26 protein-coding genes and 1 tRNA gene are annotated in these 24,329 nt (G+C 34.6%); 16 read left to right on the forward strand and 11 right to left on the reverse strand.

Annotation, left to right across the window (positions count from 1 at the left end; all coding sequences use genetic code 11):
* Positions 1–167: 167 nt before the first annotated feature.
* Together ACFSQJ_RS16560 and ACFSQJ_RS16565 are read right to left on the reverse strand one after the other, a co-directional pair.
* Positions 168–252: transfer RNA gene (locus ACFSQJ_RS16560), tRNA-Phe, on the reverse strand.
* Between the two features lie 15 nt (positions 253–267).
* Complete coding sequence (locus tag ACFSQJ_RS16565) at positions 268–2,640, reverse strand: DEAD/DEAH box helicase (protein ID WP_262497600.1); 2,373 nt, start codon at positions 2,638–2,640, stop codon at positions 268–270.
* A 944-nt stretch (positions 2,641–3,584) separates the two neighbouring features.
* Between ACFSQJ_RS16565 and ACFSQJ_RS16570 the strand changes: the two genes are divergently transcribed.
* The 8 genes from ACFSQJ_RS16570 (at position 3,585) to ACFSQJ_RS16605 (ending at position 12,034) form a co-directional block, all read left to right on the forward strand.
* Positions 3,585–3,929, forward strand: a complete 345-nt coding sequence (locus ACFSQJ_RS16570; protein WP_099543840.1) for a single-stranded DNA-binding protein — start codon at positions 3,585–3,587, stop codon at positions 3,927–3,929.
* A gap of 76 nt (positions 3,930–4,005) precedes the next feature.
* The gene (locus ACFSQJ_RS16575; RefSeq protein WP_099543838.1) at positions 4,006–4,455 is read left to right on the forward strand and encodes a JAB domain-containing protein; all 450 of its coding nucleotides are present in this window, start codon (positions 4,006–4,008) and stop codon (positions 4,453–4,455) included.
* A gap of 9 nt (positions 4,456–4,464) precedes the next feature.
* Complete coding sequence (locus ACFSQJ_RS16580) at positions 4,465–4,662, forward strand: hypothetical protein (RefSeq protein WP_099543836.1); 198 nt, start codon at positions 4,465–4,467, stop codon at positions 4,660–4,662.
* A gap of 429 nt (positions 4,663–5,091) precedes the next feature.
* Positions 5,092–5,472 carry a BfmA/BtgA family mobilization protein gene (locus ACFSQJ_RS16585; protein WP_099543834.1) on the forward strand — a complete coding sequence of 127 codons (381 nt, stop codon included), beginning with the start codon at positions 5,092–5,094 and terminating at the stop codon, positions 5,470–5,472.
* 11 nt (positions 5,473–5,483) lie between these two features.
* On the forward strand, positions 5,484–6,515 hold the full coding sequence (mobB, locus tag ACFSQJ_RS16590; protein WP_099543832.1) for a MobB family relaxase: 1,032 nt from the start codon (positions 5,484–5,486) through the stop codon (positions 6,513–6,515).
* A 5-nt stretch (positions 6,516–6,520) separates the two neighbouring features.
* The gene (locus ACFSQJ_RS16595) at positions 6,521–8,101 is read left to right on the forward strand and encodes a type IV secretory system conjugative DNA transfer family protein (protein ID WP_099543830.1); all 1,581 of its coding nucleotides are present in this window, start codon (positions 6,521–6,523) and stop codon (positions 8,099–8,101) included.
* 204 nt (positions 8,102–8,305) lie between these two features.
* Positions 8,306–11,410, forward strand: coding sequence for an HsdM family class I SAM-dependent methyltransferase (locus tag ACFSQJ_RS16600; RefSeq protein WP_099543828.1), 3,105 nt, complete (start codon positions 8,306–8,308; stop codon positions 11,408–11,410).
* A 3-nt stretch (positions 11,411–11,413) separates the two neighbouring features.
* Positions 11,414–12,034 (forward strand): hypothetical protein, encoded by a 621-nt coding sequence (locus ACFSQJ_RS16605; RefSeq protein WP_099543826.1) that lies wholly within the window; start codon positions 11,414–11,416, stop codon positions 12,032–12,034.
* Positions 12,035–12,041: 7 nt separating this feature from the next.
* Here ACFSQJ_RS16605 and ACFSQJ_RS16610 read toward each other — a convergent pair whose 3' ends face one another.
* The 9 genes from ACFSQJ_RS16610 to ACFSQJ_RS16650 are packed head-to-tail and all read right to left on the reverse strand — an operon-like array spanning position 12,042 to position 19,263.
* A complete protein-coding gene (locus ACFSQJ_RS16610) occupies positions 12,042–12,404 on the reverse strand; it encodes a hypothetical protein (protein WP_099543824.1) in 363 nt (120 codons plus the stop codon).
* A gap of 7 nt (positions 12,405–12,411) precedes the next feature.
* A complete protein-coding gene (locus ACFSQJ_RS16615; RefSeq protein ID WP_099543822.1) occupies positions 12,412–13,242 on the reverse strand; it encodes a DUF4138 domain-containing protein in 831 nt (276 codons plus the stop codon).
* A complete protein-coding gene (gene traM, locus ACFSQJ_RS16620) occupies positions 13,239–14,168 on the reverse strand; it encodes a conjugative transposon protein TraM (RefSeq protein ID WP_099543821.1) in 930 nt (309 codons plus the stop codon). Before traM ends, ACFSQJ_RS16615 begins: the two co-directional genes overlap by 4 nt.
* The gene (locus tag ACFSQJ_RS16625) at positions 14,158–14,772 is read right to left on the reverse strand and encodes a conjugal transfer protein TraK (protein WP_377768075.1); all 615 of its coding nucleotides are present in this window, start codon (positions 14,770–14,772) and stop codon (positions 14,158–14,160) included. The genes traM and ACFSQJ_RS16625 overlap by 11 nt, the downstream gene beginning before the upstream one ends.
* An 11-nt stretch (positions 14,773–14,783) precedes the next feature.
* Positions 14,784–15,626 carry a hypothetical protein gene (locus ACFSQJ_RS16630; protein WP_099543818.1) on the reverse strand — a complete coding sequence of 281 codons (843 nt, stop codon included), beginning with the start codon at positions 15,624–15,626 and terminating at the stop codon, positions 14,784–14,786.
* A 2-nt stretch (positions 15,627–15,628) separates the two neighbouring features.
* On the reverse strand, positions 15,629–16,219 hold the full coding sequence (locus tag ACFSQJ_RS16635) for a conjugal transfer protein (RefSeq protein ID WP_099543978.1): 591 nt from the start codon (positions 16,217–16,219) through the stop codon (positions 15,629–15,631).
* 46 nt (positions 16,220–16,265) lie between these two features.
* A complete protein-coding gene (locus tag ACFSQJ_RS16640) occupies positions 16,266–18,668 on the reverse strand; it encodes a TraG family conjugative transposon ATPase (protein WP_099543816.1) in 2,403 nt (800 codons plus the stop codon).
* Positions 18,655–18,939, reverse strand: coding sequence for a hypothetical protein (locus tag ACFSQJ_RS16645; RefSeq protein WP_099543814.1), 285 nt, complete (start codon positions 18,937–18,939; stop codon positions 18,655–18,657). Before ACFSQJ_RS16645 ends, ACFSQJ_RS16640 begins: the two co-directional genes overlap by 14 nt.
* A gap of 36 nt (positions 18,940–18,975) precedes the next feature.
* Entirely contained in the window at positions 18,976–19,263 is a 288-nt protein-coding gene (locus ACFSQJ_RS16650; RefSeq protein ID WP_089369763.1) for a hypothetical protein, read from the reverse strand.
* Between the two features lie 189 nt (positions 19,264–19,452).
* Here ACFSQJ_RS16650 and ACFSQJ_RS16655 point away from each other — a divergent pair, with 189 nt between their 5' ends.
* The 8 genes from ACFSQJ_RS16655 (at position 19,453) to merB (ending at position 24,302) form a co-directional block, all read left to right on the forward strand.
* Positions 19,453–20,085: an N-acetylmuramoyl-L-alanine amidase family protein gene (locus ACFSQJ_RS16655; protein WP_089369762.1), complete on the forward strand. Its 633-nt coding sequence runs from the start codon at positions 19,453–19,455 to the stop codon at positions 20,083–20,085.
* A 236-nt stretch (positions 20,086–20,321) separates the two neighbouring features.
* The gene (locus ACFSQJ_RS16660; RefSeq protein WP_099543812.1) at positions 20,322–20,693 is read left to right on the forward strand and encodes an ArsR/SmtB family transcription factor; all 372 of its coding nucleotides are present in this window, start codon (positions 20,322–20,324) and stop codon (positions 20,691–20,693) included.
* 10 nt (positions 20,694–20,703) lie between these two features.
* On the forward strand, positions 20,704–21,300 hold the full coding sequence (gene merTP, locus ACFSQJ_RS16665; protein ID WP_339842046.1) for a mercuric transport protein MerTP: 597 nt from the start codon (positions 20,704–20,706) through the stop codon (positions 21,298–21,300).
* 38 nt (positions 21,301–21,338) lie between these two features.
* Positions 21,339–22,289, forward strand: coding sequence for a YncE family protein (locus ACFSQJ_RS16670; protein WP_165776544.1), 951 nt, complete (start codon positions 21,339–21,341; stop codon positions 22,287–22,289).
* 17 nt (positions 22,290–22,306) lie between these two features.
* Positions 22,307–22,639 carry a heavy-metal-associated domain-containing protein gene (locus tag ACFSQJ_RS16675; protein ID WP_099543805.1) on the forward strand — a complete coding sequence of 111 codons (333 nt, stop codon included), beginning with the start codon at positions 22,307–22,309 and terminating at the stop codon, positions 22,637–22,639.
* 82 nt (positions 22,640–22,721) lie between these two features.
* Entirely contained in the window at positions 22,722–22,949 is a 228-nt protein-coding gene (locus tag ACFSQJ_RS16680; protein ID WP_099543803.1) for a hypothetical protein, read from the forward strand.
* Positions 22,950–23,003: 54 nt separating this feature from the next.
* Entirely contained in the window at positions 23,004–23,633 is a 630-nt protein-coding gene (locus ACFSQJ_RS16685) for a DUF2652 domain-containing protein (protein WP_099543801.1), read from the forward strand.
* A 60-nt stretch (positions 23,634–23,693) separates the two neighbouring features.
* On the forward strand, positions 23,694–24,302 hold the full coding sequence (gene merB, locus ACFSQJ_RS16690) for an organomercurial lyase (protein ID WP_377768076.1): 609 nt from the start codon (positions 23,694–23,696) through the stop codon (positions 24,300–24,302).
* The last annotated feature ends 27 nt before the right edge of the window (positions 24,303–24,329 follow it).

Below are 24,329 nucleotides of genomic sequence, written 5' to 3' on the forward strand. Positions count from 1 at the left end.
ATTAAATATTACAGCTATTAATAGATTTTAGTGAATAGCATCTACATTCAATATTCGATTTAAGAAATAATTCCTAACAAAAAATTGAGAACATTTAGTTCATTAGTGGTGCTTCTAGAACCAACAAGCCCGCAAATAAATTGCGGGCTAAAATACTTACGTATCTGCGGATAGAGAGAGATTCGAACTCTCGGTACAGTTTCCCGTACGCCTGAGTTTCAATCAGGAGCCTTAGACCACTCAGCCATCTATGTTTTGACCCGTAGTCTATCCTTTCTTTGAATAAACTGGCTTGAGATAACTAGTTCTAAAACCATTGGGCGTTAAATTATGTATTCCTAATAAGTTTGCAATTTCCTTCGTTGTAGCAGCTGTAAACCCCGAATTATTGATTCCATCAACAAATCTTCTTAAATTATCCTTCAATAAATTTAAAGATTCTTCATCGATGACACGGGTGTTTTCGCTTGTATTTACATTCCAACCTTTAATGTTTGGCGGTTGCAATGTAACCAAATTATGATTAGCTGCTGGTCCGTATAAATTCTTAAACCACTCACCAGAGCCTAAAAGTTGATTGATATTGTCCCTTGTTATAATATCGTGGATGGCTCTGGATTTTGCTTCGAGAACTAAGTAATGCTGGTCGGTCATCACCCATAGAACATCTGGTCCATTTCCAAATTCAGCTTCTGGTTCTTGTGCATAAAAACCAATTAAACTTCCAATTTCTGCCAATGCATTTTCAAACTTTGTATGCGGTATGTCTTGACTAAAACTAAGGTTTTCAAAAAGACTTTCAATATACATTTTAAAGTCTTGGGTTGTTTCAAAACGTTTAACAAAATGAAGAACTTGTATAGCTTGTCCTTCGCTAGCGGTAATCTTTGTATAGCTATGCCCATTTTTGGACTGAAGCATATGAGAAGTTGTTTGCGCAGCCTTTAATTGTAAATCATTAGATTTGGGAGCGTTATCAAGAAATAAATAATTTGCGGATTTTTCAAAGTACCAACCACGCTGTTTGGAAGTTAAATCAACCGAGTCAACAATATCATCTAAAATAAGATTACTTGCGCCCTCATAATCCCTTCTTCTGTATTGTTCGATAGCTTTTGACTCTACATCTGCAATTTCCAAATTTTTCAATATTCGGTCATCTGTTTTATCGACTTCGATTTTGGATAAGATATCTGAGTGGTATTCCCGCCAACTCATATCTTGCACCAAGCATAAATTTGCCGTTTCTTTAATTGTTTCTAGAGCATTGTCTTTTGATTCTTCATCTAATAAAGAAAGTCCTAGTTTAAGCTGTTCTCGCGTAACAGGTGTGAAATATTGAAGGTTGGATTTATTACCCACAAATTGCAATAGGTCTTTTCCCATAAGAAAGACAGTACAGTAATCACTTCCAGACCGTACAGCTCTACCTAATCCTTGTTCTATTATCTGTGCTTTTAGTGATGCTTTGACAGATTCTAAACGGAGTTCTGCATATAGCTGTTCGTAAGAGCTAAAAGATGGATAACCATCAAGAATGAGTACTCTACACATATCCCCATTTAGGTCAACCCCATCATATCTGTTGACTAACACATAAAACAACCCTTTTTTTTCTTTTAATTTCCCAATGTCCGTATTTATACTATCATTTTTTAAAATTTCAGCCCCAATATCTTCCCACTTAACAGCTCTTTCTGAGGAAGGTGTCAATACCATTACATTAATTCCAGATTTAGAATAATCTCTTGCTAAAGTCATTATCTGCTCATCGACTATTCTGGAATCAAAACGTTGCGGAGCAAGTATTAACCGTTGACCAACATCTTTACGGTCTTTTGGTATCAAAGCATTTTTGATGCTGTTTTTGTCGATTCCCAAGTCTTTAATCAAATCTATCTGGTCTTCAAATGTGGCAGATAAAATATATCTATGTTTGGCCTCATTGAAGGCTCTTACATTATGAAATGGAACATAAGCTGGTGCTATTTCAATCCCTCTGGGACCAACATAACAATCATAAGATTTAAGGTCGTCCGCAATTAATCCCCATTTGAAAAACAACTCGTCGTCATCACTAAACTCACCAATGAGTTCTATTAATTCATCATTACGTGAAAGCCAAGACCAATAAGGAACTTTCAATATTTTAGCATACGGGTCGCCCTGTATCAATCTGTGATAAGTACCTGGAGCTTGATATTTCAAATCGCCTTTGAATAACTTCAATAATCTCTTTGCTAAATCGTGACCAAATGGAATTAGTAATGTAGTTGCATCTCTAGCTATATCCAAACAGACGTGTGCATCATCGAGAACAATAGAACCAACATCAATATTGTCCCTCTCAAAAATTGAACGGGAATTGAATAATTTTTGGAATGTACATAGAAGTATTGCTTTCGAGTTTAAAAAGTCATCGGGAAACACACTTCTTTGTCCTGCATATTCTACTTCACAAACAGGTATTCCATATAAATTTGCTTGAATCTTCGCTTGTTCTAATAGTTGCTTATCAGGGCATAAATATAAACTAGGTCCAACACCTTCAACCATTTTCGAATACAACATTAAAAGGCTAACCAAGGTTTTTCCAGAACCCGTATTCATTTTGCAAAGCACATCACGTTGTTCTCGTATTTTATGTCAAGAGTTTAAAACCTCTTCCTGTATTCCACGTAAATAAGCATATCCTTCCTTATGGAACAAAGTTTGGAAAAGTTCAATTGGTTCAAAGTTGAGTTTCTTTGGGGTAGTATCTTCTAGTTTTTTCTTAAAAATATTCATTAATAATCAGATTCTATTGGCTTGATAATGTAATAAAATTTAACATATAACTATAAGGAATATTTATTTTGTTTTGAGAAAATTTTATCTGAACTGAAATGACTAATAAATAGATTCAGAAATTTCATAACCCACTCAGCACATTCCCCTTCATTCCACGAAAAGCTACATTTCGGAAAAAGAGCTTCGCTACATAAGTCTTGGACACAATCCCCAATTTCAGCTTTCCATTCCGTTAACCCTTCCCGATGCTCTGGGAAGGAACACTACATTCCATAGCCAAAATTGTGAATTAAGCCCGCTTGCCAAAGCGGAAAGCCATCACTTCGGTTTTCTTGACAGAATTTGCGGTAAGCCCTTCTTGAGTGCTTCCTCGAAAATTCTTAAAAACCGAACCGCTGTCTTACACATTTTAAGGGGTTTATAATGGATAAAGCCTTTGTTGTTTTTCGGTACAGCGAAAAACAGGCACGACATAACCAATTCTAATTTAACCACAGCTACTTATCTCGCTTAACTGTCGGTACGCTCAAACGCAACTGCGTTTAAAAGAATTGCTAATGCCCTTATGGAACTTATCAAGACTGTACAGAGTTTTAGCGAAAAATAAGGTTTCTACTTCCTTGAAATTCTAAGGAATTTACTACGTTGCAAACACACCTGATTTATTCCCTAAAAGTCTTGACAAAACCCACTCTATCCATTGTGCGGTGCACGAAAGAAAAGAACAAACACCCCTTAAAATTTAATCTGCTTTAAATCAATAGGGGAAATATAAATCACTTAAATATTTTATTATGAGTACTATTAAAAATCACGTACAGTTAATTGGAAACGTTGGACAAGAACCAACAATTACGAACCTTGAAAGCGGAAAGAAAGTAGCCCGTTTTTCACTCGCTACAAACGAGTATTACAAAGACAGCAAAGGCGAAAAGCAAACAGATACAAATTGGCATACAATTGTAGCCTGGGGCAAGACTGCTGAAATTGTAGAAAAGTATGTTGCTAAGGGTAAAGAAGTTGGAATATCGGGAAAACTAAAAACTCGAAGCTATACAACTGATGATAATGAACAACGCTATGTAACGGAAGTGGTAGCCGATGAAATCCTTTTACTTGGAAGTAAAGGCGATAAGTAAACTAAAATGAAAGAGGGCGTAACCGTCGAAAGATGCGCCCTCTTTTTCATTATTCACATTTTAAATACTATAAACAATGAAAGCACAAGTTAACGAAATAAAAATAAGCTACAAAGGTGGATTGAAATCTTCAATGTGGCAGAAAATTAGCAGTTCACAAGATGCAGCTGAACTACTTTATGAAGATTGGGATAAAGATACCATAGGCATACAAGAAACCTTTAAAGTTGTATTGTTGAATAATAGCAATAAGGTAAAAGGAATATATCAACTTTCACAGGGCGGAATTACAAGCACGTCAATAGACTTGCGAATTTTGTTCGCAGTCATTTTAAAATCTTTATCAGTAGCTATAATTTTAACACACAATCACCCAAGTGGAAAATTACAACCTAGTGATGCAGATAAGAATTTAACGAACAAGATTAAAAAGGCATCTAGATTATTCGACATTACCATTCTTGACCATTTGATATTTGCGCCTAATGGCGATTACTATAGTTTTGCTGACAGCGAAATTTTGTAAAAGACGGCTATGGTATATCTCAATTTTACAGATTTGAGCGAAGAGGCTCAAAACCGACTTTTAGAAAATTCTAAAAAAGATGTGGAACGAAAATTTGGCGAAGCTATTCGCAAATACGTAAAAGAAAACCATACCAATTTTGAAACAATGATTGAAGAAGAAGCGATACGGAATTTGTATTCCTATAAGTTCATTTTTAATATATAATTTTAAAATTAATAAGTAAGCACCTCTGAATTTTTAGAGGTGTTTTTGTAAATAATTTAAATCCAATTCAAGAAAAAAATGTATCTTTACATTGCTGAAATTCAGCGCACAAATTAAAGTAAGGCTATCCACTTTTTGACTTTCGCCGATACCCTTAAACATCTAAATTTAACATACAGGAAAATCATTTTCCTTGAAAATGGCAATCGGCTTTTTAGCCAGATTGTATGGATTTTTGTCCCGCTCGCGGGACGAAAAGGAATAGCAAGAGGGTAACACGCTGCGCGATGTTTCGGATTCCTTTTCGTTTTTAATTACCTGCTAATCAGTTAATTAAATTTATTATAATTTCTAGACAATCAACGATTTGCGACAAACAGGCTGGGAACGCCCATTTTTAGGGAAGATTTTGCGACAAATCGGCGAAATATGGACTCATTTACTGGAATTAGATTTAAAAAGGAAACAGCAAAACGTTTCCAAACATTCTCACGCACTTACTTCAAATCGCACACCGAAGCAATGTCCACAATGCTGGATTTTTTCTTCTACAACGAAATTTCGCCAAAGGAAAAATTAGGACCAACAGGACGTACCATTGAAGCTAAATTACTCAAAAGAATCAATGCGGTCATTGCCATAATGCGGGATGTCGAAAAGACGCAAACAAAACCTACGGTGGCTATGATTCAATCGCTCTTTGAAACAGAAGAACCAGCAAAAAAACCGCTGATTGTAGAAAAGAAATATGCTGAAGAGAAAAAGGAAGTACGCTTTCGCGAAAAGGAAAACCCAAGTAACCAACTATAAATTTTTGAGCTATGTATATTACAATAACACCTCAAAAATTAGGTAACAATTATTCACAAAGTTCGGCTGATTTTGTAGGCTATTTAGAGAAAGAAAATCAAGGCTTGGAACAGCACGATATGGAACACTTTTTCAATCAATATGGCGATGAAATTTCTGCTGAAGAAGTGGTAAAAGAAATTGATGGAAACACCGCAAAATTAAAAAAGAAAGAACCTAAGTTTTATTCGATTACGGTCAGTCCATCAAAATATGAATTACGAAAACTTCAGAACAACAGCCAAGATTTAAAAAGCTACACTCGTGAATTGATGAAGGATTATGTGGCTTCATTCAATAGGGAAATTAATGGGCGACCCATAACCATCGATGACATAAAATACTATGCTAAAATAGAACACCAACGCACATTTAAAGGAACGGATAAGCAGATAAAAGAAAATCAACCTTTTGCTACAAAAATACTTCAGCTCAAAACGGATATCCGAAACATCCAAGAAGGACGAGCTGAAGGGAATATCAAAAAGATGAAAAAGGAAATTGCTAAACTGGAACGCCAAGCACCACATCAACAAAATGGAAAACGGATAGTCCAGGGAATGCGAAAAGATGGAAACCAAAGTCATATCCATATCATCGTGAGCAGAAAGGACGCTTCCAACTCTGTTAGCCTTTCCCCAGGAAGCAAGCACAAAGCTTCCGAAGTTGAAATGCACGGTAAGAATGTGAAACGAGGTTTTGACAGAGACAAATTTTTTGAGAAAGCAGAAAAGACATTTGACAAGACTTTTGGCTACAAACGAAACTTTGCCGAAACCTATAAGGCACGAAAGGATTTTGTAAAAAATCCCAAGCTCTACTTTGCTGCTTTGATGAAATTACCAGCCAACGAAAAAGCATTAGCTTTCAAAATGATTACAAAAACAGGATTACCAATCGTTCCCAGTATTCCAGTTAGTCAAGCACAAATTGCACTTCGGGTTTTCAAACGATTAAGACGTGGTGCAGAGGTGGCCATAAAATCAAGTTCAATAGGAATATAGTGGGTATGCAAATAGACAATCTTATAACGATACTTTCAATCATTGGTTTGACCAGTACTGTTTTCTATGCGATGTTTCGAGTAAGCAAATATGCATTTTTATTAAATATCACTATGCTTTCATTTCTCGTTTTCTATACTTCTGAAGGAAATGAATTAGTATCGATATTACTTTATTTGGTGTGTCCTCTTATGCTAATTAATACAGGACTGTACGTTTTTCTGCATAAAACTGAAAACGCACAAAATGGAAACACTAAATATCAGGTCAGTTTTTCTACGAATAAAGGAAACTTCAAATTAGATAATATTAAACGTGGCGCATCCGTCATCGGATCCGCCGGAAGCGGAAAAACCGAAAGTGTCGTTTATGGATTTCTAAAACATTTCCGGAAAGAGAGTTTTTGCGGAATTATTCACGACTATAAAGATTTTGAGCTGACCGAAATGGCTTATCCACTATTCAAGGATAGTGATATTCCGTTTAAGGTCATTTCCTTCGATAAAATCATCCATAGGGTAAATCCTATCGCACCCCACTATTTAGAGAACGAGGAAAGCGTAAACGAAGTTTCTAGGGTGTTGATTGAAAACCTTTTGGAGCAAAGGGAATCAGGAACGACTGGTACAACAAAATTCTTTAACGATGCAGCTGAAGGTTTAATTGGTGGTTTGATTTGGAAACTAAAAACCGACTATCCTAAATACTGTACTCTTCCACATTTGATAGCTATTTATCAATTATTGGACACAGATAGCCTTATTCAGTTTTTGGAAACCAACACCACGTCGAGAGCAATGGCAGATGCATTTATTAGTGGTAAGGATTCGGATAGGCAGACAGCTGGCGTCAAAAGCACCCTGGCCAATGCACTTAAACGAATTAGCACACAGCGCATTTTTATGGCATTATCCGTAGATGATGTTCCATTGAATATCAATAGCGAAGAAAACCCTGCAATAATTTCAGTAGTAAACAATCCAAAATATGAAACGTCTTATTCGCCTGTAATTGCTACCATTATTCACACCATTACCAAACAAATGAGCGTTCGGAATTCCAAACCTTCTTTTTTGTTGATGGAAGAAGCACCAACAATCCGATTATTGAATATGCACAGAATCCCTGCAACTTTGCGTAGTTATGATATCGCTACTATTTATGTGATGCAGGATAAAATTCAAAACGATATGATGTATGGCGACAAAGCAAGCAAAGCTATATTAAGTAATCTTTCCTATCAATTTTTTGGAAAGGTAAACGACCCTGACACGGCTAAATATTACGAACGCTTTTTTGAAATAATTAAAGACCCTACCAAAAGTATTAGTCGTGGACACAATCTCGATTTTGATACACGTATTACAACTGGAGAAAAAGAAATTCCAAAAATTAGAGCAGATGTTTTCTTTAGATTAAAACAAGGCGAGTTTATTACCTATGCTGATGGAAAGGATAAGAAAGTTCAGTTTAAATTGGCTAACATTCAACGAGAATTACCGATGGTATCAAAACCGTTTTCTCAGGCTGATTTAGAGGCTAATTTTGAGAGAGTTTATGAGGAAGCGAAGTCGATATTTGAGTAACACTTCTGTACTTAAGTTAATTAAGGCCCGAATTATAATATTATTAATGAATTAGTTAGTGAAGCAAATGAATGATTTGTCCAAATTTTTGGAATATGTCCAAATAATAGTAAAACTTCGATTATCAAAATCGCAAAATCATTTGTACCTTTGGAATTAATTTAGTATGTAACTAACTATCAGGTATTTTGGACAACTTTCGATATGATTGATTTTGATATAATAGAAAATTTAGGCTTGGATAAGGCCGTCTCTGTTACTTCGGAATCTAATCAAATCTCTGAAAGTCAGTTAGTTGTAATTAATCAAGTAAAAGACTTCGGTATTGATGAAATTTATTTCAGTACCGACGAAAATCATAATAGTTATCCTGCGGTTTTTTTAAAAAAAGTTAAAAAATTTGATGACCGGGCTCTTCATCAAGTTGCAAAGGCTCAAAAAAAAATCTGGAACTTCAAAAAGGTAATTTTTCTATATGTTTATTCGGAAACTGAAATCCGTATTTACAATTGTGCCGAGAAACCTCTTATAATCAAATCAGATGATTTTGACTATAAGAAGGAGCTTAAAACACTCGAAATAGAGTCTTACAAGTTCTCGGATAAAACCAAGCTCAAACAACTTCAAAACCTCTTTTCCACCATTGCCATTGATACAGGTATCATATGGACATTGGAAGAAGCTTTTGAGATTAGAAAGAAAATAAGTCTTCAACGAAGGGTTGATAAGTACCTTGTAGAGAGCCTTACTTATACTGCTAGGCAACTACAGGCAGAAGGATTAGAAATAAACCTTATCCATAAAATAATAATGCGTTCTCTATTTCTTCTGTATTTAGAAGATAGAGGTGCAACTGATGAAAAATTTTATTCTGAAATAAAGAAAGGTGCAAAGTCTTATTTCGACATTTTGGACAATGCAGATAAAACATATTCTCTTTTTAAAAAACTAGAAGAATATTTTAACGGTAATGTTTTTACTGTAGATAGCAATGAGTCAATCTCTAGGGAACATTTAAAAATTATTCGAAAGTGTTTTATCAACGGTAATGATAATTCCTTACAGCAGAATCTTTTTGAAGATTTACGCCTGTTCGATTTTAGCATTATTCAAATAGAATTGTTGAGTGAAATCTACGAGAATTTCCTCGCTGAAATAAACCCTACTTTAAAGCAAGATACGGGTACTTATTACACACCACCTTCCCTAGTTGAACTCATATTGAATGAGAAATTACCAATCTCTAGGACGGAAAAAGAATTTAATGTTAAGGTATTAGACCCTACTTGTGGTTCGGGGATTTTTTTGGTTGAAAGTTTTAAACGTCTAGTCAAACGTCACGAAAATGCCAATTCAGAAAAGCTGACAGACTTTAATGAGCTGAAGAAGCTGTTGACGGATAATATATTTGGTATAGAGATACACCCTCAGTCAATCAAGGTAGCCGCTTTTAGTCTTTATTTGGCTTTGGTTGATAACCTGAATCCAAAGACTATTTGGCAAAATAAAGACTATCGCTTACCATATCTGATAAATGACCCTTCGGATGATACTCTATTTGAACAGGGCAATAATTTGTTTCGTACAGATACTATAAAGGAGAATCCAGAAATAGAACAAATTGATTTTGATTTAGTGGTAGGGAATCCACCTTTTGGCACTAAGAACCTATCCCAATCTATTCGAGATTATAGCGATAAATATGGGTTCGCAAAGGAGATGGTTCTTCCATTTCTTCATAAGGCGACAAAGTTCTCTGATAATGGAGAAATTGCCTTGATTTTCAATACCAAAATCCTTACCAATACCAAAATAACATATCAAAATTTCAGGAAGTGGCTTTTCAATGAGTGCTATGTAGAGAAAATATATAATTTCTCGATATTACGAAATGCACCTAAAGATTTTGGTGGTCAATTGTTTGGTTCAGCAACTGGACCAATCAGTATTGCATTTTATAGAAAAAGTCAACCTAAGAAAAAATCTGACACAATTATCTATTATGCGCCAAAGACTTACATTAAATCCAATGTTATAGAAGGTGTTAGCATTGATGGCACAGATTTGAAATATCTTCCACGGGAAGAATGCAAAAAACCAACTTCAAAAATTTGGAAAATTGCAATGTGGGGTGGAATTGCAGATATAAATTTGATACAAAAACTAAATGCTTCAGACGGTCTCGAACAGTTTATTTCGGATGAAAAAATTGATAGGGGCTCTGGATTACAGTTTTTGAATAATTCCACTAAAAATCCTAAAGTAGATAATGAAATTCCAAATAGATACATTGCCCCTAAGAATATTAGACGTTACGTTTCACATTCATTTTCAGATTTAAATTCTGGGCTTACTCAGCGGTCAAAAGAAATATATGCTAAGCATTACGGTGTGCAGGTAGATGACTTACCTACAATTAATGTATTTAGACGTGTGGGAGCGAAAAAGACTTATTTTGCACCACATATTCTAATTAAAGAAGGTCTTTCCAACTGGAAAATTTGTGCTTCTTATGAAGATGAAGCCTGTTCGTTTAATAGTAAAGTTCTAGGTCTGAGTCATACTGATTCAAAAGTACTTAAAGGGTTAACGTGTTTTATAAATTCCAAACTTGCTTATTATTATCTTTTCTTATGTTCAGCATCTATTGGAATAGAAAGAGAAGAAATCAAACCTAATGAAGTCTATCGACTACCATTTTCTTTGTCTAAAAAGAACTTATATCATCTTGCTGATATTTACGATAGGATGATAATTGAAGAATCTAAAATTTTTAACACAAATACGAAAAAGTTTGAACAGGAGATTGATAGTTATATATCTAAATGTTTTAACTTTTCAATCGATGAAGGCTTAATTGTAGACAATTTTGTAGAATTTACAATTCCATTATTAATTAAGAGGTATCAATATGTTCTTGGTCCAACTAACAAAGATGAAATTCAAGATTATGCCATAAAGGTTTCGCAGCATTTAAATGACTTTTTACAAAATCAGAATCTCTACGCTAATTGTACCGTTTATGAAAACATAAGACATTTCTCACCCTTAATGATAACTAAGGTTGCGTTTGGAGATTCTGAAAAGGAAGTTTCAATATCTAGTGTTGATATACACGACATATTGCGGGACTTGGATAAAGAATTGTGGCAAAAGAAAGCAACTAACATCTATTTCAGAAAAAAATTAAATTATAAAACAGGCAACGAGATTTTTATTGTTCGTCCCAATCAGAGACGATTCTGGACTCAATCGATGGCGATTGAAGATGCTTCAGAATTAATACTGGAAATCCTTAATGAAGTATAGTAAATGGGATTAAACAAAGTAATAGTTGCCAGCTTCAAAAGAGGCTTTGAAGAAAAATGCTTTCAGCTGATAACAGAATCTTATGTTTCAGCTATGGAAACCAAAGTCATCAAACTCAACTGGGATGAAAATGACATTACTTCGGAATTGCACGAACACATCAAGGAAAATCCAATAAGATTAAAGTGGAGCATCGTTACGAATGTTGAGCAGCATTTACCAAAAGATGATATAGAAAGGGAAAAGGGTTTTGCAGCAAAACTACCTAGAATAGACCTTAGATTGGTAACCATAAATTCTTCCTTAGAGTATGAATACCATATGGAAGCCAAAAATCTTAAAGAAAAAGATTCTGGCTTAAAACGACGTTATATTGATACTGGAATTAACAGTTTTGTTTCCAAGAAATATGAGAACGGATGCCTACTTGGGTATGTGCTTGAAGGAGATTTGGACAATACTGTGGACGGAGTTAATAAGCTTTTAAAAAAAGACGACAGGCAGCCTGAATTTTTGAAACCCAAACTTTATCACTTACACGATAAATATTACGAATCAGAGCACCCTGATGATATGGTAATAAGACATTTTATGTTTGATTTTACCACTTTGAATAGTGCCTAAAAGTTTATTAAAAAGGCCCTTTTTCCCTCGGACCTTTGCTAGTCACTTTCCATTCGTCATTTTCCTTAACGAGCTTAAAGATACCTGACTTTCCATCAAAAGACGTTTTGTATTTTACCCAAGCAATCTCACCTTCAATAGCCTCATTCAAAATCTCTACTTTGATTTCTTTGTCTGACTCTGGAATCATATTTTGAACCGTAATTAAACTGGCATATCCATCTGATGTTGTATACTTTTTTAGAGCTGACTCATCTTTTGTGAAAAAACTTTCAGCAACAATTTGTGCTGTTTCGGTGTGTGACATATTATTATTTCCTGCGCAGGAAATAAATAGAAGTACGATTGAGCAAATGAGTAATCTTTTCATAATATTATTAATTTGGGTTATTGATATATCTATGTGATATATTCAGTTTTATATTGCGTTCGCCATCATTCTCATTCAATTCCAAAATTGCCCTACGGTCATTCGATAACGAAAATTTGGGCATTACATAAACAAACCGTACCATTTTACCTTCTGCAATTTTTGAAGGCAGATAGTGCTTGTAAATAGGTTCTTGATACAAACTCTGTAAAGATTTCTTTTTCCCTTTTTGTCGAGTCTCGATGGAGAGGTTCAAAAAATTCAAATCGTAATCCATCGTAGAATTATTCTCAATCTGGATAACGAAGTAGAGTTCTTCTTTATCAAAAACAACATTTTTAACATTCAAGACAATGCCTTGTGTTCGCTTCTTAATCCGACCAATACGCTGGTTTCTGTTAAGAAGATAGGAGCAGAATTTTTGATAATAGTAGGTTCTGTTATCTATATTTTTTTCAGAAGTTACAACCTGAATCGAATCGGTTACAATTGGTTTTTCATTCCCTATACTATTTGATAATGGAATGAAATAATTGAGCTTTGACAGCTGCTTTTTATATCTTACAATATACGAAAAAATTGTGCCATTTCTGTTGATTACCAGCAGATTACTTTCTTTACCAGGCTTTGCCTGAAGTAATCCGAAATACTGTTCTTTTTCACGATTGTAGGTAAAGACGAAATTATCTGAACCAGTTATACCCTGTCGTATGGGTTCTGGGAAAAATAGCGCAACATTTTTAGTGTCGTTCGCATAAATTGTGTCTAGTACTATGTCTGTTTGCGCTTTTGCAAAAGCGGAAATCAATGATATCAATAATAAAAATAGGGTTTTCATAATTTTGGTTTTAGAATTAATCTGTAGTTGTTAAGCACAGTTACCTTCACGCTTCTATTACGACGTCTAAATACCTGTGTAATGCCACCCACTTGTGGAACAGTTGGAATGTTGATATCACCTATAACATCATCCAGTACTTCCGTGGTAGCCTCTGCACGAAAATTGTTTTGCACATAGATACCTTCGCTACCATCCAGTAAATCGAAAGCTTTAAGTTTCGTCGGATGGTGCTTTATGTTTTCAATCTCGATTAAAGCACGATTGGGCTGAAAACTGATAAACCCAAAAACAAGTGTATTCTTAGGCATCAACTTACCGTTAATAGTCGCTGATTTAGTAAGGCGCATTCGTAATCGAGTATTTGCTTTGACAACCTGGTCACCATCTACAACCACATAAATAGTTGCATCTGTATTGCCTATAATCGAAGTTTCATTGGGTTTAGGCGAAGCGGCAAAGAACAGTTGATGTTCCAGCCCCAATTCTTTAGCCTCAATTTTTTGTTCTCGTCTTATTTCGGCAGAATCTATTTGCTGGATATTGTTTTGAGCAACTTTCTTTTGTCCAAGGTTTTGATATTTCTTTTCAGAGTACTGAATCTTACCAGCATCATAAATACTATCTACAATGCGTTCTTTTTCCCGTTCCGGAAGGTCAGGGTCATAAAAGCCCAAGGAATCAATCAGTTTTTCGTCATAGATGCTGGGTGCATTATTTTCTCGTACTTCCTTTAAATCATTTATGGCATCCAATTTTGAATCATACTCTTTTTGGTTCTCATCTAAATCGGGTATCAAGGTCTGTTCAAGATTTTCATTATCACTTTCGTCATCGCCCATTACCATCATAGAATAGGATATCAGGAATATGAAAATCACAACCAATACAGCTGCAAATACAATTTTATTTTTTTCAACTTTCATCGTTTATTTTTTTTAAGGTGTTCTCGAAATAGTTTGTAATCAACAATCCGTGGGGATTGCTTGGAAAGTTTCGGTCTACCGGAATTAAGTTTCCACTAGAAACAAGTTCGTAGGTATCGATTATTGAACCTCTATTGATTTCAAAAATGGTAACAGTTCTAAAAACGTATGTTCCGTTTTGTTCTTCGATTTGTGAATCAATACTCAGTACTTTCTGAACTAGCGAATATTGTAGCAAACGGTTATAGACACCATCCGCTTTTTTCTGACGATATAGATTGTCCACGGAACTATTCCCCAACCAAAGTGCCTTTTCTAAATTACGCTCATAATTACTGGCGTCGATATTATAGAAGTAGTTATGGAACAGGTCTAAATGGGCTAACGCTTCTACCTTGAAGTTTTCTTTTTGGGTTACGAGCTTCAGGGGAATAATACTTCCATCAGTATTAATGGCAAAGGCACTATTAAGAGTTTCTTTATTCATTTTATATACCATAAATAGTGAAAAGGTGCTGGATAGCATTGCAAAAATTACAACTGCCAACACGATAAATCTGTTCAATTTTAAGACTGCATAGATATTTTTATAAGGTGTTTTCATTGTTATTGGAATTAACTGGTAAATAATCTGAGGGTAAATGATGTGGCACGTTTGTATAATTTGAATTTTAGAAAAACAATGAAACCAACTGAACCAAGCTGAACCACAGGCGCAAAAAAGCCCTGGCCAACATCTGTCCCAAAAAGGTTTGTCCAGAAGTTCGTATTGATTTCAGTATAGAGTGCATTTACAAATACATTGACCAAAAAGAAAGCCGGCACCAACATATAGACAGCAGCGTACAATTTGAAAAATGTATAAGCAAGCGAACGGAATTTTTCAAAAACCGCCAGACTTATTACGAGCGGGAAGAAGGCTTGCATTATACCCAAAAGGAAATAGCGTTCAGCAAGAAATAGCGGATAGATAAACAAGTCTAAAATCCAAAGAAACAGGCTAATGATAAATGCGAATATTTTGAAACCGTAAAGAGGTGTTACCAAAGCTTCGTATAACAGTGTCATTGCCGCTTGTGCAACCTCGATGATACTTACATCCTCTTCAATAGGAATATCCTGCATCTGTAAAGGCAATAAAGCTGGTGCTGTACCACGATATTGCGCTTCAATAGAAACTAAGATGCTATCGAAAAAGCCCAGGACCAGTGTTGAAAATATGACCAGAAGAACGACTGCAAAGTTCTTGGTCAATTCCCCTGGGCTCAATCCCCAAGTATAACCGTCTTTATCCGCAATGCCCTCATTGTATTTTTTTAGGATATTGACTAGAAAGAACAAAACAGCGAGCGTTTTCATTCCTGCAATAGTATATTGCGAAAAACTGCTATTCTGTATGGTTTGAAACACCGCATCAACGTATTCCAGTCCAATTCCTAAAAGTATGGTTGCGGTCATTTTTAATATTCTGTTTCTCGGTTATTTACTTTATCCTGCATTTTTCTGAAGGAAATGATGTCACGATAGCGCTTAGTTTTTGTCTTTATATTGGAAACCATTTCCTTTGATTCCTGTTCTTTTTGCTTTAAGACTTCAGCACGTTCGGCATCGGACATTTTTAGATTATCGCTGGATAAAATTTCACTCATAAAATCAACCGTGTCCAAAGAGTTTTGGACTATGGCATCAAATGATTCCGCAACCCTTGTAACTTCCTCTGGTTTGATGTAAGGCGAGTTTAAAATATCCTGCAAATCGTTTTGCATTACGTTGATAAGGCGTTGATTGTTCTGGGCAATTTCCTGTACAGCTCTGAGCTGTTGTACCACACTTGATACTTTCTCGATACTCTCTTTTGCATCTTTCAAGAACTTTACGGATTTGATAAGCTGTGAGGTCTGTTTTGCAGATTCCACAAGCGATTTTACCAAGCTTACAAAGTTGGTATTGTCATAAACTGGCATTCCTTGAGCGGTAGCACCGCTAGGCAGTAAAAGGCCAACCGTTAAGAATAGCCCGAACAAGATTGTTTTGATTTTTGTTTTACTCATTGTAAAAAATTTGTTTTGGTATTCGTGAATCTTCGATTTCATAATATTATGTTTTAGATGTGAATTTTTTAATAGCCAATTCCATATCATTGGTCTTTTCATAAATGGCCATTATGGCCTCGTTTTCCTGTCCGTCGGTTAGGTAGGCTGCGTACACTTCTTTGGGAACTTCCAGCCTAAAAATGTTGCTTTCCTTTCCTATTTTGATGAACATTTCGGTATACTTCCGTGGTCCAGAAAGATTGTTTTTGATGGATTTTAATTGGTTTAAATCGTGGCTGGATAGATTGAGTCTTTTGACCAGTTCGTCATAACCTTTTTCATTGTTTAGGCTATAAATGACCTGTGTATTTTCTAGTATGCTTGCCGATGTTGAATTGTTGGGAAGCTGATTTATGGATTGAAGAATAATGCCTATCGCACCATTCTGTTTACGAATCGCTTGATAGTAGAATTCCACACTTTCCAATACGTTTTCAAACTTCAATTGCTTTGCAAACTCATCGAAAAGGATAATGCCTTTTTCAGCTCTGTTTTTCCAAATAGTTCTTTGGATGGCTGACTTAATTAGTTTCAACATTACTGACAGGATTTCCTTGTTATCCTTTACTTCATCGAGCTCAAAAACAATCAGTCGTTTATCCTCAATTTTATAGGTCTGGTCTTCGCTTACTTCAAAAAGGAAGCTATATAGACCATCGCCGACATATTCGGACATTACGTGCAAGAAGCTTGTAATATTGAAGTAGTCGGGATGGATTTTTAAGGTGTCCAGAAGGTCTTTCTGATTCCTCTCTATAAAGTTGTAGAAACCATCCAGCGAATGATTTTTTGTAGTGTTATTGTAATAATGGCGCAATATCTTTTTGACCGAAACCGATTGTGCTTTGGTAACTTTTAAGTCTGAAGCAAACAATTCAAACAGAAAGACTGATAAATCTTCCAAACGTTCAGGTGTCAGGTCATTTGTATCACTTATATAAAAGGGATTGATACCCAAGTTTTTGCCACTTTCATAGCGAAGCACAGTATATTTTTCGGGATAGAGTTTGGCAAATTTGGTGTAGGATCCGCCGAGGTCTATAATAACCAGGCGGACACCACTTTCAAAATACTGGCGTAGAATGTTATTTGCCAAAAAGGACTTGCCCTCACCTGTTGGGGCAAAAATGGCAAAGTTTCGTGCCTTAATGCGCTTCTTGCGCTCGTCCCAAACATCCTTTAGAACTGGAACGTTATGTTCCCTATCATTAAAGATGATTCCGATGGCATCGGAATTGTAATTGGTGTTATTAATGAAAAGGCATAAGGCGTGTTTTAAATCAGTAACATATAAATCGTTGTTTGAAAAATTGGATGAAAAACAGCAGTAACTATTTAGTATATAGTTCTTCCGTTCCTCGCCTCTGGGGTAGTATGGAATAATGTCTAGTTCCTTAAACTCGGTCTTTATTTTTGAACCAATTCGACTTAAATTTTCTGGGTTCTTGTCCCAATAGATGATGTTTAAATGACCACGAATAATGCGTGCATTATCATCAGCGTTGATTTGGTCAAGGATATGCTGAATTTTACCGAGGACTACTTTATTCTGCGAACCGAAGTTGGAACTTTTGTTGAGTTCCTCAACTTTCTTATCAAGTAGTTTACGCCACTTTTGTTTGTCATCCAGATATAAGATTTGATTGACGATATGATTTTCATTAAGCGTAAGCCCTAAGCCATCAATAAACCCTTGATGAAACACAAAATCGTCAGAAGTGAATTTCTCATTGGTTTTGCTACTCTGTACACTTTCGCCAAAGCACAGTTCGCTATTGATAGCCAGGGCATCAAAATGGTTTTCGCCAATATTGACGCTTTTTTTATCTAATATGATATCAGTATCAAATCCATCATTAAAGCCATTGAAATAGCCATTGGTTAACTGCTTTATGTCGTGAGCGTTGAGCGAAACAAACTTCATTTTACGACTATTGTTTATGAAGGAAACCGAATCACTAACAGAACCGATAAAGCTTTTAATGTTGTCATCTAATTGTTGGACAATCCCCTTAGAAACTTTTCGGAAAGGGTTGACATATTTTGAATTGTTTAGTGCCTTGTTCTTAGTGAGCGTAAAGAACAAAAAGCAACGATGTTCCATATAATCACGTCCTTTAAAGTGGTCGTGCGTAGCCTTTTCTAAAAACGTTCTATTGGGAAGTGCTTCTGAAGTATAGGTCTTTTTAAGGTAGATGTCCTGTTTTTGGACTACTGTACCAATAGGCAATGATTTCAAAGCCTGAAACCAGGCACCGTGTATGTCCTCAAAGTCTTTTTCAGATAAGGAATAAATCTCTGGTAACGTTCCTTCATAGCACAGGACTACATTGCCATTATTGGCAAATATGATATTGTCTTGAATATCTGCAATAGGTTGATATGCTGAAAGATTAATCTTGTTCATAGTTGAAGCCAGAGTTTCTTTTGTTACTTATTATTCTTGGAAAAGCCTTAGCCATCTGAAAAATTTGTGGGTTATGTGTTATTCTCGTTAAGGCTACGTACAAGGCAGCATTAAAAACGAGTATTCCAATTATTATCCCGAAGCTGAAAGAGAAGATTATGATGAGCAGCGAAGCCAAAATGGAAACCATCATTAACGCAAACAGGGAAACAGGCAGCCCAAAAATGACTGCCCTTTTCCTAATGTTTTTATAGACCTCGTATTTCTTCATACAGCTATTCTAATAAAGCCCTCGATGAGGGTTCATTTATACTACGATTCCTATTAAGTATGTGAAGATGCCAACAACTGCGCCAGCAATCAAAACAAACACAAGCACTCTGGTAATCCCTTTTTTAAGGTCTGCATTTTCCCCAAAGAAATGCCCTGCATTAAAAAGAAAGCCAACTAGGAAAATGACACCCAATAAAATTGGAAAAATGGTTCTGATGGTGTCGCCAACATCATTAACGGAATCTTCTATGCCACCAATTTGAGCGAAAAGCGAAGTGGATAAGAGCGAAAGAACTGATGCTAAATAGTGTGATTTTTTCATAATAAAATTGTTTAGATTTTCGTGTTGTTTTCGTTGTTAGAAATTTACATATATTTGTTTATAAATAACTGAAAATCAAATATTTGTGAATAAAATATTTTTTGAAATCAATTGAATTTAATTGCTATTATTTGGTATCAAATTCTATGAGTTTTTGAAGGAAAGTTGTTGATAACCTGAAAATTGAAAATGAAAAAAGTGCTCAAAAACGTCAGTTTTGTCTTTTTGCTTCTAAAAATGTGTATCTTTTTTGGACAAGAAACGAGTACTCAAAAACGAATTGTAATTGACGTTGGACACGGTGGAAAAGATTTTGGTGCAATAGGTATAAATGGCATCAAAGAAAAAGATGTTGTAATGAGTATTGCAAATGCCATTTTGAAGCTAAATAATAATTTAGAAAAGCCTCTGGATATTTATTTAACCAGGTATAATGATACACTTATTTCGCTATCGGATAGAACGAAGCTAGCCAAAGCTCTAAAAGCTGAAGTGTTTGTTTCCTTGCATTGTAATCATTCGGATAATCCAAATGCTAGGGGTATTGAAGTTTATGTTTCAAAAAAGCAAGCGGAATATTCTAAAGAATCTGTTTATGTCGGCTATCAAATTGAAAAGACGCTTTGCAAAGAGATAGGATATGAGAGTAGAGGTGTAAAGTTTGCAAATTTTCAGGTGCTTCGAGAAACAGTATATAATTGCGCTTCGGTTCTCTTGGAGCTGGGTTTCTTATCTAATAAAGATGAAGGCGGTTATTTGTCAAATTTCGCAAATATAAAATTTATGGCATTGGCCATTTTACTATCCATACAACAGCAATAGCATTATGAAAGATATTTTTTTAGAGTTAACCAAAAGTTTAAAAGCTATAGTAATACAATTTATTTCAGAAGTGATTTTGTTATATAAATCTTTCAGAAATTAGATTATTTCTGCATATCGCCAGCACTTTTATCAAAAGTAACTAAACTAAAAATTATCTCAAATTGATATTTATTATTTAAGTATTTGCTTAAAGAAGTAATTAATTATATATTTGTGCGTCTAAAGTAAATAATATGAAACTTGAAATAACCTGTACAAGAGCAGAAGCCAACCATAAACAGTTATTAAACTGTATGTCAACATTGGCAAGTATGGACATAAACTTTAAAAAAATTTCTAAACTATTATCCATTGCTGGAAATGAGGTACGCTTAAAAATTCTCTACCTTTTAGAAGAAGAAGGCGAAATGTGTCCTTGTGATTTAGCAGACATTCTAAAAATGAGTGTCCCTGCTATATCTCAACATATTCGTAAAATTAAAGATGCCGGAATTATTACATCACGACGCGACGGCCAAACGCTTTACTACTCATTAAATAGTGATGAAACGATGCTATTTGAAAGTATTTTTAAATCCATAGAATTAATTAAAAAAATCGCATAATTTTTAAAAAATGAAAACAGAAAACACATCAAAAAATGCAGCATATACAGGTCTGTTTGCTGCTATTGCGGCATCATCGTGTTGCATACCACCAGTTATTGCATTAATAGCAGGTGTAGGAGGAAGTGCATCAGCATTATCATGGATGGAACCCTTTAGGCCTTATTTAATAGGTTTGGCTGTAATAGCTATTGGGTATGCCTGGTATACTTACTTAAAGCCCAAAAAAGCCGATGACTGTTGCGAAGTTGATGCAAAACCAAAATGGTATCAAACCAAAGGCTTTTTAATTGGCATAACATTATTTGCTGTAGTTTCAATTGCATTTCCTTATTATTCTTCAATTTTTTACCCAGACAATAAAAAGGAAGTAGTTGTTGTAAGCCAATCTGATATTCAAACAGTTAACTTCGATGTTAAGGGAATGACCTGTACGTCTTGTGAGGAACATGTTAAACATGCCGTTAATGAATTAGAAGGTATTGTTAATGTAGCTGCTTCTTATGAGAATGCTAATGCCGAAGTGGAATTTGACAATACAAAAACCTCTAAAGAACAAATTGAAAAAGCAATTAATTCTACAGGGTATAAAGTAATAAACAAATAAGTGTGGTATTGATGAGAAAGTTTCTTTACCTATTAATAATGACCATATTACTCACTTCTTGTAAGGAAAAACAAAGAGTAGCTGATACGACTATTATTGAGGGTAATACTGTTGATAATAATACCAGTTCTTCGGTTGTATATGTAGGCAAAGGACCTGATGCGCTATTTTTAACACCTGATAAATCCTTTTTATATGTTGCAAATGTAGAGGACACATTAATTTCAGTTATTGATACCCAAACAGATAAAGTATTAAAAAACATAGAAGGCATAAGGTATCCTTGGGGTTTTGCTCAGTTAGCAGAAAGTAATTTACTTGCGGCGAGCGGTTATGATAAGCAAGTTGTTATAATTGATTCTGACAATCATACGATTATAAAAGAGAAACTATTTGAAACTCATATAGGTGGAATTACTGCAAATAAAAAAGGAAATTTAATATATGTAATAGCTATAGATGACAATAAAGTATTTCAATTGGAAGCTACTACTCTCAATATATTAAAAACATTCTCTACAGGAAAAGGACCAGACGGAATAGGTATCTCTGAGGATGATTCAAAACTGTTCGTTACCAATACAGAAGATGGAAGCATTTCTGTAATTGATATTGAAACAGGAAAACAATCTATTATTACAACAGGAGGAAAACCAGAACTCATACACAGCAACGAAGACCGTTCGCTATTATATATAAGTAATTTCTTTGGAAACAAAATTCATATTATAGATACCAAAAACGGAGAGATTGTAAAGGAAATAGAAAACATAAAAACACCAGAAGAAGCTGTCTTATCAGAAGATGAAAATTTGTTATACGTTGTAAGTTTTGATTTGTCCGAAGTATACGTGTATGATGCAGTTTCACTCAAAAAGAAATCAATTTCATATAAAACAGGTAATAAACCGATTGGGGTTATACCTATTGGCAGCAAATTATATGTCTCTAATTATGGAGACAATTCAATATCAATAATCAATAAATAATCTTAAAGTATATAGTTATGAAGAAATTATTAGTATTACCAGTTCTAGCATTGTTTTTAATATCTTTTCAAGCAAATGCACAAAGCAACAACAAAGAAGTTCAAAAAGAAGTAACTAGTAAAGATGTTAAAACGGTTACCTTAAAGCTTACTGGTATCACCTGTGCAGGTTGTTCCAATGCTATTTACAATGCATTAAAAGAAGTAGATGGTGTTTTAGAACATTCGGTTGAGTACCCTGGAGATATTGCTGTTATTGAGTTTGACGATTCAAAAACAAGTATCAAAGCCTTAAAGCTTATCATAGAAGAGAAAGGGTTTAAGGCAGAAGTTGTCAAAAATAAAGTTTGACCTAAAGAAAATTCCCCGAAGAGACTTCCTCGGGGCAATTTTATTTTTTTGTATTTAAGCATTTAATTAAATACTTTATAATATGAAAAACACAAATAAAGAATTGTTCAATCCGGACCACTTGGATTGTTGCATAGAAATTGGAGATTGTGAATTGCAAAATCCACCAAAAGAATTAATTGATAAACTTATTGGACAGCCCATCAGTGACTGTAAAAAAATTATTGAAGAGTTTCTTAAACCTCAAGAAAAATTAGTTATAAAATTTAAAAAGAAAATAGGGTTTAAAACTCAAAATGATAATCGCTAGTTAGCTTTTAAATGGACTGAAAATACAGTACTTAATTTAAAAAAAGATATCAAAATGGAAGTTTGTCACACCAGTAACCCAGCACTTATTCTTATACCAGATATTAGTGGGTTTACCAAATACATTGCCACTTCTGAAATTAGGCATAGTCAGGAAAAAATTGCACTATTGCTCGAATCAATTTTAGAAAATAATATACTAAATTTTAAAGTGTCTGAAATCGAAGGCGATGCTATTTTATTTTACAGTTATGAATTTCCATATTCAGCAACGGAAATCATTAATCAATGTCAATTGATGTTCGACAAATTCCATCAGAGAATAGATGAATTTAAACTATCGAAATGTATGTGTGGGTCTTGCCAAAAACTGTATAAGCTTTCATTAAAATTTGTACTCCATTTTGGACAACTTGGTTCTGTAATGGTAAAAGACTATTGTAAACTCTTTGGTAAAGATTTAATAATAGCACATCGGCTTCTTAAAAACAAAATTAGCTCAAATGAGTACATACTTTTCACGGAAAATTTTAGCAATCAATTTCCACTTATAGGCACTCATCTTGATAACCATACGGAATTGGTCAACGACATTTTCAATTTAGAAGACATCGGTGATATTGGTATTACTTATTTCGATTTGAAGGCATTAAGTTTAAAGAACAGACAAGGTACGACTTGTTAAAATGATCAGCATTTTCTTCGTGCGGAAAATGAAATAAACATAATCTAAATTATATACAAAATGAAAACAGCAAAGCAATATTTGGACAAACAATTAAACACCATGTTATCTGAAATTCAACTTGATGATAATAATTTTATCGTGAATGTCCAAAGGGAATTACTTAAAGGCAATCCACTGCCAAAAACAACATTTTATGCACTTATCGATGCAACTAAAGAGAAAGCTGATTCACTGTTGGAATTATTAGGAGAGCTAAATGAAAATAACCAAATTACAGCCTTTTCTGGTTTGTCGATCACACCTACTAACCACAAGTTTATAGTGCAAGGCAAAACACTTTATACTTGGTGTGCATTAGACGCTATATTGTTTACCGAATGGCTGGATGTTTCGTCCCAAATTATATCTCAAGACCCAATTGACAATTCTATAATTGAGTTGAATATTGACTGTGATCATTTGGTATCATCTAATCCGTATCCAATATTTCTCTCTTTGGTTGAAAAAATGGACTCTTGCAATATCAGAGGCTCCTTCTGTAATCACGTTTCTTTTTTTGCAAGCGAACAAACCGCAAAACAATGGCTTGACAGCAATGCAAGTGGCAAGATATTAACCTTGGAAGATTTGTTTGAATCGAATAAAAATGGCTTAAAATGTTGTTAAAAATAATAACCTATATTTATTAAGCAC

This window comes from Croceitalea marina, from assembly GCF_042684265.1.
GTDB lineage: Bacteria > Bacteroidota > Bacteroidia > Flavobacteriales > Flavobacteriaceae > Croceitalea > Croceitalea marina.

Excerpts from the sequence above, each read along its gene's own strand:
- ACFSQJ_RS16570 (WP_099543840.1), top strand. The coding sequence starts at position 3,585 with ATGAGTACTATTAAAAATCACGTACAGTTAATTGGAAACGTTGGACAA.
- ACFSQJ_RS16575 (WP_099543838.1), top strand. The coding sequence starts at position 4,006 with ATGAAAGCACAAGTTAACGAAATAAAAATAAGCTACAAAGGTGGATTG.
- ACFSQJ_RS16580 (WP_099543836.1), top strand. The coding sequence starts at position 4,465 with ATGGTATATCTCAATTTTACAGATTTGAGCGAAGAGGCTCAAAACCGA.
- ACFSQJ_RS16585 (WP_099543834.1), top strand. The coding sequence starts at position 5,092 with ATGGACTCATTTACTGGAATTAGATTTAAAAAGGAAACAGCAAAACGT.
- mobB (WP_099543832.1), top strand. The coding sequence starts at position 5,484 with ATGTATATTACAATAACACCTCAAAAATTAGGTAACAATTATTCACAA.
- ACFSQJ_RS16595 (WP_099543830.1), top strand. The coding sequence starts at position 6,521 with ATGCAAATAGACAATCTTATAACGATACTTTCAATCATTGGTTTGACC.
- ACFSQJ_RS16600 (WP_099543828.1), top strand. The coding sequence starts at position 8,306 with ATGATTGATTTTGATATAATAGAAAATTTAGGCTTGGATAAGGCCGTC.
- ACFSQJ_RS16605 (WP_099543826.1), top strand. The coding sequence starts at position 11,414 with ATGGGATTAAACAAAGTAATAGTTGCCAGCTTCAAAAGAGGCTTTGAA.
- ACFSQJ_RS16610 (WP_099543824.1), bottom strand. The coding sequence starts at position 12,404 with ATGAAAAGATTACTCATTTGCTCAATCGTACTTCTATTTATTTCCTGC.
- ACFSQJ_RS16615 (WP_099543822.1), bottom strand. The coding sequence starts at position 13,242 with ATGAAAACCCTATTTTTATTATTGATATCATTGATTTCCGCTTTTGCA.
- traM (WP_099543821.1), bottom strand. The coding sequence starts at position 14,168 with ATGAAAGTTGAAAAAAATAAAATTGTATTTGCAGCTGTATTGGTTGTG.
- ACFSQJ_RS16625 (WP_377768075.1), bottom strand. The coding sequence starts at position 14,772 with ATGAAAACACCTTATAAAAATATCTATGCAGTCTTAAAATTGAACAGA.
- ACFSQJ_RS16630 (WP_099543818.1), bottom strand. The coding sequence starts at position 15,626 with ATGACCGCAACCATACTTTTAGGAATTGGACTGGAATACGTTGATGCG.
- ACFSQJ_RS16635 (WP_099543978.1), bottom strand. The coding sequence starts at position 16,219 with ATGAGTAAAACAAAAATCAAAACAATCTTGTTCGGGCTATTCTTAACG.
- ACFSQJ_RS16640 (WP_099543816.1), bottom strand. The coding sequence starts at position 18,668 with ATGAACAAGATTAATCTTTCAGCATATCAACCTATTGCAGATATTCAA.
- ACFSQJ_RS16645 (WP_099543814.1), bottom strand. The coding sequence starts at position 18,939 with ATGAAGAAATACGAGGTCTATAAAAACATTAGGAAAAGGGCAGTCATT.
- ACFSQJ_RS16650 (WP_089369763.1), bottom strand. The coding sequence starts at position 19,263 with ATGAAAAAATCACACTATTTAGCATCAGTTCTTTCGCTCTTATCCACT.
- ACFSQJ_RS16655 (WP_089369762.1), top strand. The coding sequence starts at position 19,453 with ATGAAAAAAGTGCTCAAAAACGTCAGTTTTGTCTTTTTGCTTCTAAAA.
- ACFSQJ_RS16660 (WP_099543812.1), top strand. The coding sequence starts at position 20,322 with ATGAAACTTGAAATAACCTGTACAAGAGCAGAAGCCAACCATAAACAG.
- merTP (WP_339842046.1), top strand. The coding sequence starts at position 20,704 with ATGAAAACAGAAAACACATCAAAAAATGCAGCATATACAGGTCTGTTT.
- ACFSQJ_RS16670 (WP_165776544.1), top strand. The coding sequence starts at position 21,339 with ATGACCATATTACTCACTTCTTGTAAGGAAAAACAAAGAGTAGCTGAT.
- ACFSQJ_RS16675 (WP_099543805.1), top strand. The coding sequence starts at position 22,307 with ATGAAGAAATTATTAGTATTACCAGTTCTAGCATTGTTTTTAATATCT.
- ACFSQJ_RS16680 (WP_099543803.1), top strand. The coding sequence starts at position 22,722 with ATGAAAAACACAAATAAAGAATTGTTCAATCCGGACCACTTGGATTGT.
- ACFSQJ_RS16685 (WP_099543801.1), top strand. The coding sequence starts at position 23,004 with ATGGAAGTTTGTCACACCAGTAACCCAGCACTTATTCTTATACCAGAT.
- merB (WP_377768076.1), top strand. The coding sequence starts at position 23,694 with ATGAAAACAGCAAAGCAATATTTGGACAAACAATTAAACACCATGTTA.